This window comes from Arthrobacter sp. Soil_C_60 (assembly GCF_057656375.1).
Genome location: NZ_JBDGKM010000011.1, coordinates 115388 through 130903, shown reverse-complemented (window position 1 = coordinate 130903; position 15516 = coordinate 115388). Strand labels below are relative to the sequence as shown.

The window sequence follows — 15516 nt, the reverse complement described above, 5'->3', positions numbered from 1 at the left end:
CTAGCGCTGGTGGTGTCCGCGGGCCAGCCTGCTCCCCAGGCGTTGGCGCGGCTGCACCGTTTCCGCGGTCCGGACCGGGACCGGGGTGGAGGTATTGACCTTCCGCAGTGCGCGGGCAAAGCTCTTGGCATTCTGGACGGCCTGCGCCCCATCCGCTTCGGCGCTGACCCGTAGGACGATGTCTTCCTGCACGATGTTGCCGGTGTAGCCATGGTCCGCGTCGCACTGGGGATCGGCACATCCTGCCGGGCCCATATCCAGGCGCTGCCCGCCGGACCAGGCGATAGCCAGCGTGAGCTCCCGGGCCTGATCCGATGGCTTGTAGTCCTGGGGCTGGGCGTAGATGTAGCTGAGTACAACGGAACGGATCTGGCTGACCGGAACCGATTCCGTGGAGATCTGCGCAACCATCTGCTGCCCGGCATCGTCGAGCTGTTGGTCGTCGACATGGGTGATCACCAGCATGTCCTCGGTCAGGACCAGGACGGTGATATGGCGGTGCACTTCGTTGCGGTCAAAATGGGTTTCCAAGTGCACCACGTGGGACAGCGGCTCGCGCTCGTCGAGAGCGTCATGAACCACATCGGCCACCATAACGGGGTAGAAACCTGCCCTGTTCAGGTCCTCGTCGAGGCTGCGTCGTTCGGTGGTTGAAGAATGGCTCATGAGTCCATTTTTGCGCAGCCGGTCAGCTAAAGCGAACTGCGCGCCGTCTCAGTCCCGCATCGCGCGGCGCGCACTGTCCGTGCGCTGGGCGTGGTTGGCCAACCGCAAGTCCGCGCTGAGCACCGTCAGACCCTGCGGCGACACTAGAACGGGGTTGAATTCGAGCAAAGCGATTTCCGGATGGTCGTCCTTCATCAGGGCCACACGGTTGATGAGGTCTTCGAGCGAGGCGACGTCCACCGCCGGCAGGCCTTGGTATCCAAACAGCTTTGTTGCCGCCCGTGGACCGCGTACCAGGTCGGCCACGTCCACCGAGGTCAAGGGCGGGATCCGGTGGGACCAGTCCCCCAGCAGGTTCACTGCGTCGCCCGCCAGCCCGAAGGACACGACCGGCCCCAGCAGCGGATCTTCAATCGCCCGCACCGTGCAGGACTGGCCGGACGGCGCCATTGCCTGGATCTCCAGTCCGATGTCACCAAACGGCTTGAGGGTCTGGCGCATGTGTTCGATGTTGTGCCGGAGCGACTCAGCATTCACGATATTGAGCCGCACGCCACCCAGATCCAGCCGCTGGCGCAGCCGCTCATCAGTGGCTTTCAGCGCCACCGGCCAGCCCAAAGAGTCGGCAGCCGCTACCGCTTCGTCCGTAGTGGTGAAACCCGCCGACGGCAGCACCGATATCCCGTAGCACGCGAGCAGCTCGCCGGCTTGCTCCGCCGTCGTTGTGACTAGCCGCGCCCCCGAGACACCTTCGATGAGGCCGTCAATCAGCGTGGCAGCCTCGTCACGGCGCAGCCCGGTCGGCTCGACAACTTCGCCTTGGTCCCTGGCCAGCCATTCGGTGTAACGGACTACCGCCGACAGCGCAGCGATTGCGGCACCGGGACTTGAGTAGCTGGGGACGGCAGGCTGACGCGCACCGGCTTGCCCCGCAGAATCGGCGGCGAGCAGGCCTTCAACCCGCACCGCCGGGTCAAGAATCCCGGTAAAGGCCGCTACCACCGGTTTGCCTGCGTCCGCCGAGCACTCCTGCAGGACTCTTGCTACATCATCGGTACCCAGTCCGACCGCGGGCAGGAGAGTGACGACGGCGGAATGCACATCAGGTGAGCGCAGTGCCTCCATCAGCTTCCTGCGCAGCAGGTCCAGGGCAACAGACTGGCCGGTGTTCAGGTCCAGGCCCGTTTCCAGGCGGGCGACCTTCAGTACGTGGGTAGCGGCCGCGTCCGCCACAACCTTGCCCAGTGCCAGCGAATTGCTGAAAACCGCCAGCCCGGGCCCTTGTGGCTGCGCCTGGCTCACGAGGATCTGGGCAATGTCCATCAGCTCTTCATTGGTGCCGACCCGGATGACTCCGGACTGGCGCAGCATCGCGTCCAGGGCGCCCTGTGGAGCCTGCGTGGTTCGCACATGGTGTCCGGGCGGCAGTTGCAGGCCCATGAGGTCTGATTTTGCCACAATGACCGGTTTGCTCCGGGAGAGCCTCCGGGCGATGCGCGAGAACTTTCTGGGGTTGCCGAAGGACTCCAGGTACAAGCCGACGGCGCTGGTAGCCGGATCATCTTCCCAGTACTGCATGACGTCGTTGCCGGAAACGTCTGCCCGGTTTCCGGCCGAAAGCGTGGAAGATAGTCCCAGCCCCCGCCTTGCAGCTGCGGCATAAAGCATCACGCCGATCGCGGCGGACTGGCTGAAAAGTCCCAACGGCCCGAGCTTCGGCAGTTTCGGCGCCATCGACGCATTGAGCGACACTTTAGGATCCGTGTTGATGACGCCCAACGATGCCGGTCCGATCACGCGCATGCCGTTGGCGCGGGCGTTGCGGACCAACTCCCGCTGGCGGGACAGTCCCTCAACGCGGTCATCGGCAAATCCGCCGGTGGCAACGATAAGACCCTTCACGCCGGCATCAGCGCATTGCTGCACTACTTTGAGAACCTGCTCATAGGGAACGGCGATGATGGCCAACTGCACCTCGTGGGGCACCTCGGCGATTGTGGCGTATGAAACTAGGCCTCCGAGCTCGAAGGCCTGGGGGTTAATGGCATAAACGGTCCCTTGGAAACCGCCCTCCACGATGTGTTCCAGCAGCGAATAACCCACACTGCCCCACTCGCGGCTGGCCCCGATAACTGCGATTGACGACGGTGCCAGCAGCGCGGCGACACTTCGCGCCTCTGCACGGTGTTCGCGCGATTCCATCACAGCTCTGGAGCGCTCTGTGGGGTCGATGTCGAACTCAAGCATCACCACCCCGTCGTCAAAACGACGCCGGACCTCGTATCCGGCGTCGTTAAAAACGGTGATCATCTTGCGGTTCTCGGGCAGCACTTCGGCCGAGAACTTGCGGATTCCGTTTTCCCGGGCGGCGGCGGCCAGGTGCTCCAGCAGGATAGATCCGAGACCACGACTCTGATGGGTATCAGCTATGTTGAAAGCAACCTCGGCTTCCGCCGGATCATCCAGCCGGTCGTAGCGGCCGATTCCGATTATTTCGCTGGCAATGGTGATGACAAAGGCCACGCGGTTGCTATAGTCCACGTTGGTGAATCGCGCCAGCTCACGTGAACTGAGCTTGGATTTGTAAGTGAAGAAACGCAGGTAAATCGAGCTCTCCGACTGACCCACGTGGAAGGCCTGAAGAGCCTCTGCATCCTCCGGGACGATGGGGCGTAAATGCGCTGTACCGCCGTCTCGAAGGACGACATCAGCTTCCCAGTATTCTGGATAGTCCGGGGTTTGCGCCTCTTCCACCATAGACTCACTGTAACCGTTAATAAGCAGTAAGGACCCGAGCTTTTCACATGGCCCGTCGACAGAAGACCGTTCAGGACGAACCGGACTACACCGAGAACATCGTTGACATAGATGTCACGGCCGAGATGGAAGGCTCGTTCCTGGAGTACGCCTATTCGGTGATTTATTCACGGGCGTTGCCTGACGCCCGCGACGGCCTGAAACCCGTGCAGCGGCGCATTCTGTACATGATGAGTGAGATGGGCCTTCGCCCGGACCGCGGGCACGTTAAGTCGGCACGTGTGGTCGGTGAAGTCATGGGTAAGCTGCACCCTCACGGCGACACAGCCATCTACGACGCAATGGTGCGCATGGCCCAGTCGTTTGCGCTACGTATGCCGCTGATCGACGGCCACGGCAACTTCGGATCGCTCGACGACGGACCTGCGGCACCCCGGTATACCGAGGCCAGGCTCGCCGCCTCGGCGCTGTCGCTGACGGACCATCTTGATGAAGATGTCGTCGACTTCGTGCCCAACTATGACAACCAGATCATGCAGCCGGAAGTCCTCCCGGCGGCATTTCCCAATCTGTTGGTCAACGGCTCCTCCGGCATCGCCGTCGGTATGGCCACAAACATGGCCCCGCACAACCTCGGCGAGGTTATTGGCGCAGCCCAGCACCTGATCCAGAATCCGGACGCGCAGCTAGACGACATCATGCGCTTCGTGCCGGGGCCCGATCTCCCCACAGGCGGCAAGATCGTCGGCCTCGACGGTATCCGTGACGCCTACGCCACGGGCAGGGGCTCCTTCAAGACCCGGGCCACCGTCCAGGTCGAACAACTCACCGCCCGACGGACCGGCCTCGTCGTGACCGAACTGCCCTATATGGTTGGTCCGGAAAAGGTCATCGAAAAGATCAAAGACGCGGTGACGTCCAAGAAACTTCAAGGCATCAGCGACATCGTTGACCTCACCGACCGCAACCATGGCCTGCGCTTGGTCATTGAACTCAAGAACGGCTTCAACCCGAACGCCGTCCTGCAGCAGCTGTACCGCTATTCGCCGATGGAAGATTCCTTCGGCATCAACAACGTCACGCTGGTAGAGGGCCAGCCCCGGACACTGGGGCTCCTCGAGTTGCTGCAGGTGTACGTGGATCACCGCATCGATGTGGTCCGCAGGCGCACCGCCTTCCGGCTAGGCAAGAAGAAGGACCGCCTGCATCTAGTTGAGGGCCTCCTCATTGCAATCGTCGATATCGACGAAGTCATCCAGATCATCCGTGCCTCGGAAGAAACTGCCGAAGCACGGCAGCGCCTCATCGCGGTCTTCGACCTCACGGAAATCCAGGCCAACCACATCCTCGAACTGAGGCTGCGGCAGCTGACCAAGTTCTCCCGGATCGAGCTGGAGAAGGAGCAGGAGCAGCTGCGCCAGGAGATTGAGGCGCTGGAAGAAATACTGAACTCCGAGTCCAAACTGCGCCAGCTGGTTTCGGATGAACTCGGCGAAGTCGCGGCGAAATACGCCACTCCCCGCCGAACAATCCTGCTTGAATCGGAAGCCACGGGCGCTCTTACCAGTGCCACCGCGGCACCTGCAGGCAAAAAAGGAACCAAAGTACCCGTCCAGCTGGAAATCGCCGACGATCCCTGCTGGGCGATCCTCTCAGCCTCGGGACAATTAGCACGGACTGCTAACCAGGATGAATTGCTCGACGGCGGCCAACGTGTCAAGCACGATGTGTTCACGTCAGTGGTCAAAACCTCGGCGCGGGCCGAGATTGCCGCCGTCACGTCCTTGGGACGTATGCTCCGGCTGCAGGTAGTGGATATGCCGGCCCTCGCTCCATCCGCGGGAATTCCGAATTTGACCGGCGGTGTCCCTGCTCGCGAATTCATCACGCTGGCCAAGGGGGAAACCTTGGTGGCCTTAGCGCCGCTGAATGCTGTTCTCGCCATTGGCACGGCTCGGGGCATAGTCAAACGGATCAGCCCGGACTACCCACTCAACCGCGAGGATTGGGACATCATTTCGCTCAAGCCCAAGGACTATATCGTGGGCGTAACAGCAGCTACCGAAGGCGATGACTTGGTCTTCATGACCAGGCAGGCACGGTTCTTGCGCTTCCCGGCAGCCACAGTCCGACCTCAGGGTCGCACGGCTGGCGGCATGGCTGGCATCAAACTCACTGAAGACGACGAGGTAGTGTTCTTCGGTGCCGTGGATCCTAACGATGACGCCGCCGTCGTCGTCACTATTGCTACGACGGCGCAAGCCTTGCCCGGGACATCTCCGGGATCTGTGAAGGTCACCGCACTCGAGGAGTTCCCGGCCAAGGGCAGGGCCACGGCCGGAGTGAGGGCGCATCGCTTCCTCAAGGGCGAAGACCAGCTCAGCTTGGGCTGGGCAGGCCACGGTCCGGCTAAGGCCTCCGCGGCCAGCGGTGTGACTCGTTCCCTCCCCACGGAACATGGACGCCGGGACGGCTCCGGCATTCCGTTGTCACAGACAGTCGAAGCTGTCGGCCCGAGCCTGTCCTAACGGGACAGGCGGCCCTTTGTCGGTCACGCCGCGCGGTAGTAAATGAAATCAACGGGACCTGTAATAGCTCGATGTACCGGGGCTTGGAGCAGCCCCTCTGCGGCCGGCTCTTCCACCGCCTCGAGGGGCGGCGCTTCTTGGGGCACAGGCACGGATTCTTCTTCGGGCGACAGCGCCCTCAAGTGTGGATTGAGGGCCGGCTCCGGAAGCTCGTCCGGTTGTTCTGTTGCCGGTGGTGTCCCGGGCAGTGCCGGTGCGGTGGATTGGTAGGTGTGCCCGGTCGGCGTGGTGGTTTCCACAGTGTGCCGCGGTCCGGGGATGGTTCGGGCGTGCCAGCCGTCGGCTTCTTTCGCGAGGTTACACGCTTCACACAGGCCTTGCCCATTGATCTCGCTGGTCCCTCCGGCGTCACGCCAGGGCACGACGTGGTCGTGGTGGCGGATCGGCGCGTCGCACCACGGGGTACGGCAGAGCTGGTCCCGTGCCTGGATAACCCGTTGCATCCCGGCGGGCATCAACCGCGCACGCGAATCCATTCCGAGCAGCTGCCCGGTGCCCGGCGCGGTGTAGAGCCGGCGGACCCACACTTCCACCTCTTCCGAATCGCCGGAGGCGTTTCGCTTGAAGCCAGGGGGCCCGGCCGCCGTGCCGGCGTCTCCTGTCTTGCCGGCGTCGCTGTCTCCTGCCTTTCCAGTGTCTCCGGTGCCAGCATCGGAGCCTTTGGCCGGTACTGGTTCGTCGGTCGCTTTGCGCTTCTTTGCGGTGCCGTTAGTGGGGCCGCCGTCGATGCCGGTCTCGTCTGCGTTGCCGGCCGTTCCCTCAACCTCGGTGTCGGTGTCGCCGGTACGGAGCAGGTTGCGGGCCCATTGGGCGGGGACGATGCCGTACCCGGTCAGGTGGGCCGGTTCGGCGTCGCCCTGGAACAGGGTGCGGTCGGTCATGACCAGCTGGACTTCGATTTTCGCGGGGGCCTCGGCGGGCTGGCCGGTGACGCGTTCCACGAAGATGTCGGCCATGAGCTGTCCCCGGGAGCGTTCATCGCCCTGCGCCTTCAACCGGTCGGCTTCCTTCGTCAGGGCGGCGAGGACGGCCACGCCCTGCCCCGCCGGCACAAGGCAGGACACCTGGGCCATGGTGTCCGGCGCCGGACGGCAGGAGACGTGGCGTTCGGTTTCGGCTTTCGCGGCCCGGCGGACCACCGACAGGGGATCCAGCCGCAGCGCGGCCTGCTTCGCCATCGCCCCGATCTGTTTGTCCCCGCAGCCGTGCAGCGTCTTCGGATCAGAACACAGTTCCTTATCGATGCGGGCGCGGTCTTCCACGGTCAGGCAGGCGGTTTCGCGGACCAGGATGGTCGCCCGCCACTCGTTCAGCCGGCCCTCTGCCAGCGCCGTATAGGTGTGCGGCATTTCCGTGATCAGCGTGGTGGCCAAGCCCAGGTGCTTCCCGCCCCGATTCGGGGAGTCCTTCCTGGCGAGGCCGATCTCCTTGGCCAGGCCCCGGCCCCGCCTCTCCGCCGGAACCCCTGCCGCGGCCCTGGCCTCCCGGCGGGAAGCCACAAACGCCTCGGTCTCCCGCGCCTGCGCGGCAGCGAGGGCGCCCTTGAGTTCCTCCATGGCGGTGATCCGGTCAATCCGCACCCCCTCGGAGACGTCCTGATCCATGTCCGCCAATGCCAGGATCGCAGCACGGACCAGCGCAGCACCCGGATCGCCGGGGACCGGCTTCACCGGGTCCATCTCTGCTGGAACGATTGACTCGAACATACGTTCGATTCTATCGTGGTGTGGTGGAGGGCACAAGCGTTTAGTCCGGCGGTGGATAACCAGAAAGGTGGTGCTGGATAAGAGGAAAAGCTCGCCCGATTCCAGCGCGAAGCAGGAGTCATGCCCGTCGTCGTCGGCTCGTCCCCACGGGCCTCCGCCACGATAGTGCCTGCTGGATAGACTAGCCGCATGGCGATCATTCCTGACACAAAAGACTGGACGTGGGTTACCGAGCGGGCATGCCGGGACTGTGGTTTTGACCCCACGGGCGTTACACCGGATCAGGTAGGTCCTGCTGTCCGGGAAACCATCCCTCGTTGGCAATCCGTCCTCGCCCGTCCACAAGTCGCTGAGCGGGGAAACGAGTCGGTATGGTCCGGCTTGGAGTACGGCGCCCATGTCCGCGATGTCTGCAGGGTCTTCGAAAATCGCTTGGCCTTGATGCTGTCGCGCAACAATCCAAGCTTCGCTGACTGGGACCAGGATGCCGCGGCCGTTGAGGACGGCTACGGCATGCAGGATCCGAGCGAGGTGTCACAAGAGCTTGAAGACGCCGCGCTGTCCGTTTCGGCTGCCTTCGACGCCGTCGTAGTCGATCAGTGGGAACGCCAGGGCGTGCGCAGTAACGGCTCGATCTTCACCGTTACCAGTCTGGGCGCGTATTTTCTGCACGATGTGCTCCATCACCTGCATGACGTCAACGGCTGACTCCGGGCCGACGCTTCCATCCGGCAATTCATACCAAGGCAATTCACACCTAGCCAGCCCAGATCGGGTCAGGTGAGCTGTTTGTCGTAGGCTAGGTCCCTCTTGGTCGGCACGTAACCCATCCGGCTGTAAAGACCCAGGGCGCCGCTCGGATTGTCGGTGTCTACGCCCAGCCCGGCATTCGCCATGCCGCCGGCTTTGAAACGGCGCATGGCCTCAGCCAGCAGGGCCGGGGCCAATTTCCGGCCGCGCCAGGCCCGCCGTACGCCGAGCAGGTCGGTGAATCCTTCGTCATGCCCGGCCTGCAGGCGGTAGTCCGGATCAAAACTGGCCAACTGGTATGCGACTGTTTCCCCGGTAGCAGTCTCGATGATGGACATGCTCCATTCAGGCTTGAGCTGCGGGTGGCTCACCACAAACTTCCATCTCTGCTCGTCCTTTGGCTCGCTGCCCCAGTGGTCGGCAAAGGCCTCGTTGTGGGCGGATCGTACCGCTTCGCTCTGGTCCGGTTCGAGAGTGGCGAAGACATAGCCGTCCGGCAGCGGCAGATCCGGTATGGGATCGGCAAGCGAGCGTGTCATCTCCGTGAAATAGCGGACAACCTTCGCGCCAACGGACCCCATCAACGCGTTGTGCGCCAAATCCCGCTCCTCCGTGTAGGTGCGCAGAACTCCGCCGCTTATACCGGCGTCCAAGAACCGACGGCGCTGGCATTCTTCCTGCCAGCGGTAGACCGCCCGCCCGATTCCGCGTCGGCGCCACTGCGGATCCACGCCGCCCCATGTGTATGCCGTGGCCGAGCCGGCGTTGGCCCTGACCTTCCCGACGGCGCGGGCTGTCCCGTCGGCGTCGGCCCCCATCAGGGTGGTCGCGGCCGGGTCATTCGCGGCGGATTCAAAAGCCTCTTCAAGGTCCGCGCGCGTTTCGACCCATACAGGTTTATCTACGTCGGCCATGCGCCGGATCAGGGCATGCCAGTTGTCGATGTCGGCGGGTGTCATTGGCCGCCAGTCCAGGCGGACGTCAAGGTAGTCAGGAAGCGCCGGGCTGCTCATGCCTTTAGGCTAAAGCAGGCAGCGGCGCCGGGGAACCCAGTTCCAGCCGCAGCTCGCAGGACTCCGCCTCGGAGGGCCGGTGCGTGACCATGACTACCGCCTTGCCTGCAAGCGCCCGGCGGAGGTCGGCAAGCAGCGCCTCCGCAGCTTCGCGGTCCAGATGCGCCGTCGGCTCGTCCAGCAGGAGCACCTCCGCGTGGGTCAGCAGCGCACGGGCCACCGCGACACGCTGGCGCTGGCCACCGGAGAGGAAATGTCCGTTCGGCCCAATACGGGTATCAAGTCCATCAGGCAGACCTGCCACGAAACTGCCAAGGCCGACGTCGTCAATCGCCTTGAGCTGCTCGGCCTCCGATGGAGGATCGGCTTTACTCCGCGCCAGCATCAGGTTTGCGCGCAAAGTCGAGTTGAACAGGTGCGACTCCTGCGGCGTCCAAGCAATGCCTCTGCCGGCGCCCGGTGTAGCGGAGTCCACCGTCTGGCCGTTCACCAGATACCGGCCTTGCTGCGGCTCAAGGAATCCGAGCAGCACGCCCAGCAGGGTGGACTTCCCGCTGCCGGACGGGCCAGTCACCGCCAGCCACTGCCCCGGCCGCAGCTCCAGGTCCAGTCCGCTGAACACGGGACGGGACTGCCCAGGATAGGCGTAAGTGACCTGCTCAAGGCGTAGCGAGGTGAACTCCCCGCGCGCCTGCGAATCCTCGGTGCTGCTGGAGGGGATGTCCTCGGTTCCCAATTCCGGCAGCACGCGCTCCCCCAGCCCACGCCAGGCACCCCATTGCTGGACGGCGGTATTGACTGCGGCATAGGGCTCGACCAGCGCCAACTGCATCAAAATCACGACGGCAGCAGCTCCGGGCACTGTTCCAGCAGACTGGGCGATCATCACCACGGCGCTGACCGAACAAGCCAGGACGGTCACGCACTGGCCGAGTCCCTGCGCCCACGCACTGTGCTGCAGCGCCGCCGTCGTGCTGGAGTCCAGGTCCTGGGTCCGTTTCAACAGCGAGGCATCCGCGGCATTGGCCCGCAGATCCGCGGCGGCGCCCAGCAGCCGTGCAAAAGCGTTCAGCGACTGTCCTTTCAAGCCCACCGTCGCGGCTTGCGCCGAACGGTCGGCCAGGCGGGTCAGGGCGGGCGCCATCAGGATCCCGACGACGGCGAGCAGAATCTGCCACACCAGGCCTGACGGCATCAGCAGTGCGGTAGCCACGCACGACGCCAGGGCAGTCAAGACTCCCACCAACGGCGCGAACACTGCGCGCGGGGCGATGTCGCGCAGTTCATCGACGTCGCCGATCAGCCGTTCCAGGGCTCCCCCGCCCCGGGCAAGTTTCCGCCAGCCCGCCGGACGCTGCAGCAGCCCGTTCCACAAGCGCGTCCGCAGCCGGTCCGTGCTTTCGAAGACGGCATCATGCAGGCGCAGGCGCTCGTGATAGCGCAGCACGGAACGGCCCAGGCCGAAGAACCGCACCCCGACAATGGAGGTCATCAGGTACAGGATCGGCGGCTGCTCACTGGCGTAGACGATGAGCCAGCCGGACAGACCGCTGAGCGAGACCGCGAACAGCGTAGCGCCGAGTCCGAAGAACAGGGCGGCCACAAACTGGCTGCTCCAGGGCCGGAGCATGACGAGGTTCCGCCACAGGGACGGCCGCTGGGCATGCTGGCCCTCATTGACGGCGTCACAGACAGCGACAGCCGCTTTGGTTTCCGGTCCGGATGCCGGGGCCGGATGCTTTACTCCGCTCACCGGACTCGTGCCGGCACCGATCTGGATCAACTGGTCCGCAAGTCTTGCGGTCGCAGGATCGTGTGCCACCAGGACTACGGTGATGCGTCCGCGCAGCCGCTTCAGGGCGTCTTCGATGGCACGGGCACTGGCCGCGTCGACATGGGCGGTCGGTTCGTCTGCCAGCAGCATCCGAACCCCAGGTACGTTTTCTACCCGGGCCAGGGCGCGGGCCACGGCGACCCGCCGCAGTTCGCCCGGGCTGAGGTCGCCGGTGGCCGCGTCGATCAGAGCGGTCCCGTTGACCTCTGACAGCGCACGCTCGGCAGCCCGTCGCCCCGCCGAAGACGCCGGCAGGCCGGCATACAGTGCGATCTCGTCCGCCACCGTCAGCTCCGCCGGCACCGGATGCTGCGGAATCCAGGCAATCTGGTCCCGGCCGACTCCGGCCACGGAGCCGGCGACCGCGGCGCCCGCCCCGTCCCGCCGCACACCGGCGAGGACTTCCAGGACAGAGGTTTTGCCGCAGCCGCTGGGGCCGGCCAACGCCGCAATTCCGCCGGCAGGCACGGTGAAGTCCAGCCCGTCGACCACCGCCTCAGCACGCCCCGGGTACCGGATGCTCAAGTTCGACACCGCAATGGCCCCCTCTTGCGCATCGGCGGACACCAGCGGCCGGCCCGCAGGCGAATCGAGCACCGCGTTGCTGCGTTTGAGCGCTTCGAGTCCGTCCTCGCTGGAATGGTGCGCGCTGCCCAGATCGCGAAGCGGCTGGTAGCATTCGGGAGCCAGAATCAGGGCGAGCAGGCCGGCTTCGAGCGGCATCTCGCCGTGCACCAGCCGCACGCCGATGAACACGGCGACCACGGCCACCGAGATCGTGGCAATCAGTTCCAGGGCCAGCGAAGACAGGAAGGCGACGCGCAGGGTGGCCAGGGTGCGGCTGCGGTATTCGGCGGCAACGTCGCTCAGCGCGCGCGTCTGGGCAGCGGCACGGCCGAGCCCCACGAGTACCGGCAGCCCGCGGGCCAGTTCCAGCAGGTGGTCCGAGAGCCGGTCCAGCGCCGCGGCGGCTTCCTGGGCCTTGTCCTCGGTGTGCTGGCCGATCAGAATCATGAATACCGGCACCAGCGGGATAGTCAGCACCACTACCAGCGCGCTGACCCAGTCCGCACCAAGAATGCGCAGGCCAACCAGCAGAGGCACGACGGCGCAGGTCACCAGGGCGGGAAGGTACTTGCTGTAGTAGTTATCCAGCGAATCCAGGCCGCGCGTCACCAGGACGGTCAGGGCGCCGCTCCCGGCGACGGCGCTGGCCCCGCCGTCGTCGATAATCCGCCGGGTCAGGTCCGCGCGCAACTCCTGCTTGACGCCGGCAGCGGCGCGTTGGGCCACAGTTTCCTGAGCCCAGACAGCCAGCGCGCGCAGCAGTGCGCCGGCCGCTCCCAGCACCATAACGTGCTCCCAGTCGTGGCTACCGGCCGCCAGTCCGGCAATTCCGGTGGCAACGGCCTCGGCCAGCAAAATGAGACCCAGCGCCTTGCATGCGGCCAGCAGGCCCAGGAGATAGAGCGCCCGCCTGCTCGTGGCGCTGACCGGAAGCAGCGGCTTCACTGCGGGACGACGGCGTGGGCGGCCGGGATCGAGGAGGCACTGACACGTTTCCGGAAGACCCAGTAGGTGTAGCCCTGGTACACCAGTACTGCGGGAATCCCGAAGGCCGCAATAACGCTCATCACGCCCAACGTGTAATCCGACGAGGACGCAGAGGTGACAGTCAGGTTGTAGGCGGAGTCGATGGTGGACGGCAGCACGTTCGGGAACACCGCAGTGAAAATGGTTGCGGTACCCGCCAGCAGGAAGATGCCCAGGCCCCCGAAACTCCAGCCGTCCCGTTCCCGCCGGGCCATCATCCACGCGAACACGGCACCGAGGACGGCCAGCAGCAAGGTCACATAGGTCACGGATTTGCCGCCGGCCGCCACCACGGCGACGGCCCACAACGCCAGCGGCAGCAGGGCGACGGGCAGCCAGCGAAGCAACAGTTTGCGGGCGCGGGCCCGGATGTCGCCGTCGGTCTTGAGCGCTAGGAACGCCGCCGCGTGCACGATGCAGAAAAAGACGACCGCCAGACCGCCGAGGACCGCATAGCCGTTGAACCAGGCAAAGGGTCCACCCACCCGGTCCCCGTTCTCGTTCAGCGGCAGCCCTGTGGTGGTCAGTGCCACCATGGCTCCGACGCCGAAAGCGGCCACGAGGGAGCCCAGGACTATGGCCCAGTCCCAGACGCTGCGCCAGCGGTCGGAGTCCATCTTGCCGCGGTACTCGAAGGCAACCGCGCGGAAGATCAAGGCGAGCAGCACGAAAACCAGCGGCAGGTACAGGGCCGAGAACAGTGAGGCGTACCAGTGCGGGAAGGCCGCGAAGGTGGCGGCACCGGCGGTGACCAGCCAGACCTCGTTGCCGTCCCAGACCGGTCCCACGGTGTTCAGCAGCACCCGGCGCTCGGTGTTGTTACGGGCGAAGCCGCGCATGAGCATGCCGACGCCCAGATCGAAGCCCTCCAGGAACAGGTAACCGGTCCAGAAGAAGGCGATGATGATGAACCAAAGAGTAGGCAGGGTTTCCATTCAGATCTCCAGACTTTCCGGATCGGATACGGCCGGGCGGTTGTCCTCAGTAAGCAAAGGCGAGCACATCGTCGGCGTCCTTCCGCTTGCCGCTGCCTTCGCCGCCGTCGTCATCTTTGTCCTCGTGCAGCAGCTCGGGCATGGCGGACGGCACCCCGCCGCGGCAGTAGGCGAAGAGCAGCTTCACTTCCACCACCAGCAGCACGCCGTACACCAGGGCGAAAGCCGACAGCGAGAAAACGAGCTCGGCCAGCGAGACGCCCGGCGAGACCGCGGCGGCCGTGAACATGAACACGTTGTCGATGCCGTCCGGATCAGGGTTGGGCGCGACGACGAACGGCTGGCGACCCATTTCCGTGAAGATCCAGCCAGCCGAGTTGGCGCCGAACGGGGCCAGGATCCCGAACACAGCCAGCCGCATCAGCCACTTGGATTCCGGCACGGTGCCACGGCGGACAATCCACAGCGCAACCAGGGCGGCGCCAGCGGCCAGCATGCCGAAGGTAATCATCATCCGGAATCCCCAGTAGGTGACCTCCATGACCGGGACATAGTCGATTTCGGCTCCGGCGCGCTCGCCGTAGATCGGATTGTCCGGCAAATGTGTGCCGAATTTCTCCTTGTACTCGGGCAGCAGCGAATTGATCCCGCGGATTTCGGTGGTGAAATCACCGTTGGCCAGGAAGGACAGCAGTCCCGGCAGTTCGACCACTGCGACCAGGTCATCGCAGCTGTTGGAGCCCAGGTCGCCCACGGAAAGGATCGAGAAACCCGTCCCGTCGTGGCACGCCGCCTCGGCCGCAGCCATCTTCATTGGCTGCTGCTCGAACATGAGCTTGGACTGCAGGTCGCCGGTCAGGGCAACCCCGCCGAACGAAACCATAGCGACGACGGCGCCGATCCGCAGGGAGCGCAACCAGACTTTATGGTCCGCGGCGTCGCGGCCGATGGCAGGCCTTGAACCGACGATGACCTTGCCGTCGGCGCTCACGGTATCGATCCCGTCACGGCGGCGCTTCCACAGGTGGTACCAGCTGATGCCGAGCAGGAAGCCGCCCGCCACGGAGAACGCTCCGAAAAGGGTGTGCGGGTAGGCCACCAGCAGCGTGTTGTTGGTAAGGACGGCCCAAATATCGACCATCACCGGACGTCCGTCGATCATTTCGACGCCGACTGGGTGCTGCATCCAGGAGTTGGCAGCGAGGATGAAGTAGGCCGAGCCCATGGTGGCAAGCGATGCAGCCCAGATGCTCAGCAGGTGGATGGCTTTAGGCAGCCGGCCCCAGCCGAAGATCCACAGGCCCAGGAAGATCGACTCGACGAAGAAGGCCAGCAGCGATTCCAGCGCCAGCGGCGCACCGAAGACGTCTCCGACGAAGCGGCTGTACTCGCTCCACGCCATGCCGAACTGGAATTCCTGCACCAGGCCGGTAGCCACACCCATAATAAAGTTGATCAGGAAAAGTTTGCCCCAGAACTTGGTCATCCGCAGGTACTGGTTCTTGCCGGTCCCGTACCAGGCCGTCTGCATGACCGCGACAACCAGGCCGAGGCCGATAGTCAACGGCACCATCAGGAAGTGGTAGACGGTGGTGATGCCGAATTGCCAGCGGGCGATTTCCAGGGCTTCCACGATAAATACCCCTTCGGGACGAGCCGGCACAGGCTAAGGCG

General features: G+C 64.7%; 9 protein-coding genes. 2 read left to right on the top strand and 7 right to left on the bottom strand.

Annotation, left to right across the window (positions count from 1 at the left end; genetic code table 11):
- Positions 1 to 666 carry a DUF5998 family protein gene (locus AC3A4M_RS19180; RefSeq protein WP_498737752.1) on the bottom strand — a complete coding sequence of 222 codons (666 nt, stop codon included), beginning with the start codon at positions 664 to 666 and terminating at the stop codon, positions 1 to 3.
- A gap of 48 nt (positions 667 to 714) precedes the next feature.
- Positions 715 to 3423, bottom strand: coding sequence for a bifunctional acetate--CoA ligase family protein/GNAT family N-acetyltransferase (locus AC3A4M_RS19175; protein WP_498737750.1), 2709 nt, complete (start codon positions 3421 to 3423; stop codon positions 715 to 717).
- Between the two features lie 47 nt (positions 3424 to 3470).
- Between AC3A4M_RS19175 and AC3A4M_RS19170 the strand changes: the two genes are divergently transcribed.
- Positions 3471 to 5951 (top strand): DNA gyrase/topoisomerase IV subunit A, encoded by a 2481-nt coding sequence (locus AC3A4M_RS19170; protein WP_498737748.1) that lies wholly within the window; start codon positions 3471 to 3473, stop codon positions 5949 to 5951.
- Between the two features lie 23 nt (positions 5952 to 5974).
- On the opposite strand, the gene AC3A4M_RS19165 is transcribed toward AC3A4M_RS19170, so the two are convergent.
- Positions 5975 to 7717, bottom strand: coding sequence for an HNH endonuclease (locus AC3A4M_RS19165; RefSeq protein ID WP_498737746.1), 1743 nt, complete (start codon positions 7715 to 7717; stop codon positions 5975 to 5977).
- Between the two features lie 189 nt (positions 7718 to 7906).
- On the opposite strand from AC3A4M_RS19165, the gene AC3A4M_RS19160 reads away from it, so the two are divergent.
- Positions 7907 to 8425 carry a DinB family protein gene (locus AC3A4M_RS19160; RefSeq protein ID WP_498731816.1) on the top strand — a complete coding sequence of 173 codons (519 nt, stop codon included), beginning with the start codon at positions 7907 to 7909 and terminating at the stop codon, positions 8423 to 8425.
- A 68-nt stretch (positions 8426 to 8493) separates the two neighbouring features.
- Here the strand turns inward: AC3A4M_RS19160 and AC3A4M_RS19155 are convergent, their stop codons facing one another.
- The 4 genes from AC3A4M_RS19155 to AC3A4M_RS19140 are packed head-to-tail and all read right to left on the bottom strand — an operon-like array spanning position 8494 to position 15475.
- On the bottom strand, positions 8494 to 9480 hold the full coding sequence (locus AC3A4M_RS19155; RefSeq protein ID WP_498737744.1) for a GNAT family N-acetyltransferase: 987 nt from the start codon (positions 9478 to 9480) through the stop codon (positions 8494 to 8496).
- Positions 9481 to 9484: 4 nt separating this feature from the next.
- Complete coding sequence (gene cydD / locus AC3A4M_RS19150) at positions 9485 to 12826, bottom strand: thiol reductant ABC exporter subunit CydD (RefSeq protein ID WP_498737742.1); 3342 nt, start codon at positions 12824 to 12826, stop codon at positions 9485 to 9487.
- Positions 12823 to 13842, bottom strand: a complete 1020-nt coding sequence (cydB, locus tag AC3A4M_RS19145; protein ID WP_498737740.1) for a cytochrome d ubiquinol oxidase subunit II — start codon at positions 13840 to 13842, stop codon at positions 12823 to 12825. Before cydB ends, cydD begins: the two co-directional genes overlap by 4 nt.
- Positions 13843 to 13888: 46 nt before the next feature.
- On the bottom strand, positions 13889 to 15475 hold the full coding sequence (locus tag AC3A4M_RS19140) for a cytochrome ubiquinol oxidase subunit I (protein ID WP_498737738.1): 1587 nt from the start codon (positions 15473 to 15475) through the stop codon (positions 13889 to 13891).
- Positions 15476 to 15516 lie beyond the last annotated feature (41 nt).

Coding starts and splice junctions, on each gene's coding strand:
- AC3A4M_RS19165 (WP_498737746.1), bottom strand. CDS start 7,717: ATGTTCGAGTCAATCGTTCCAGCAGAGATGGACCCGGTGAAGCCGGTC.
- AC3A4M_RS19180 (WP_498737752.1), bottom strand. CDS start 666: ATGAGCCATTCTTCAACCACCGAACGACGCAGCCTCGACGAGGACCTG.
- cydB (WP_498737740.1), bottom strand. CDS start 13,842: ATGGAAACCCTGCCTACTCTTTGGTTCATCATCATCGCCTTCTTCTGG.
- AC3A4M_RS19160 (WP_498731816.1), top strand. CDS start 7,907: ATGGCGATCATTCCTGACACAAAAGACTGGACGTGGGTTACCGAGCGG.
- AC3A4M_RS19170 (WP_498737748.1), top strand. CDS start 3,471: ATGGCCCGTCGACAGAAGACCGTTCAGGACGAACCGGACTACACCGAG.
- AC3A4M_RS19175 (WP_498737750.1), bottom strand. CDS start 3,423: ATGGTGGAAGAGGCGCAAACCCCGGACTATCCAGAATACTGGGAAGCT.
- AC3A4M_RS19155 (WP_498737744.1), bottom strand. CDS start 9,480: ATGAGCAGCCCGGCGCTTCCTGACTACCTTGACGTCCGCCTGGACTGG.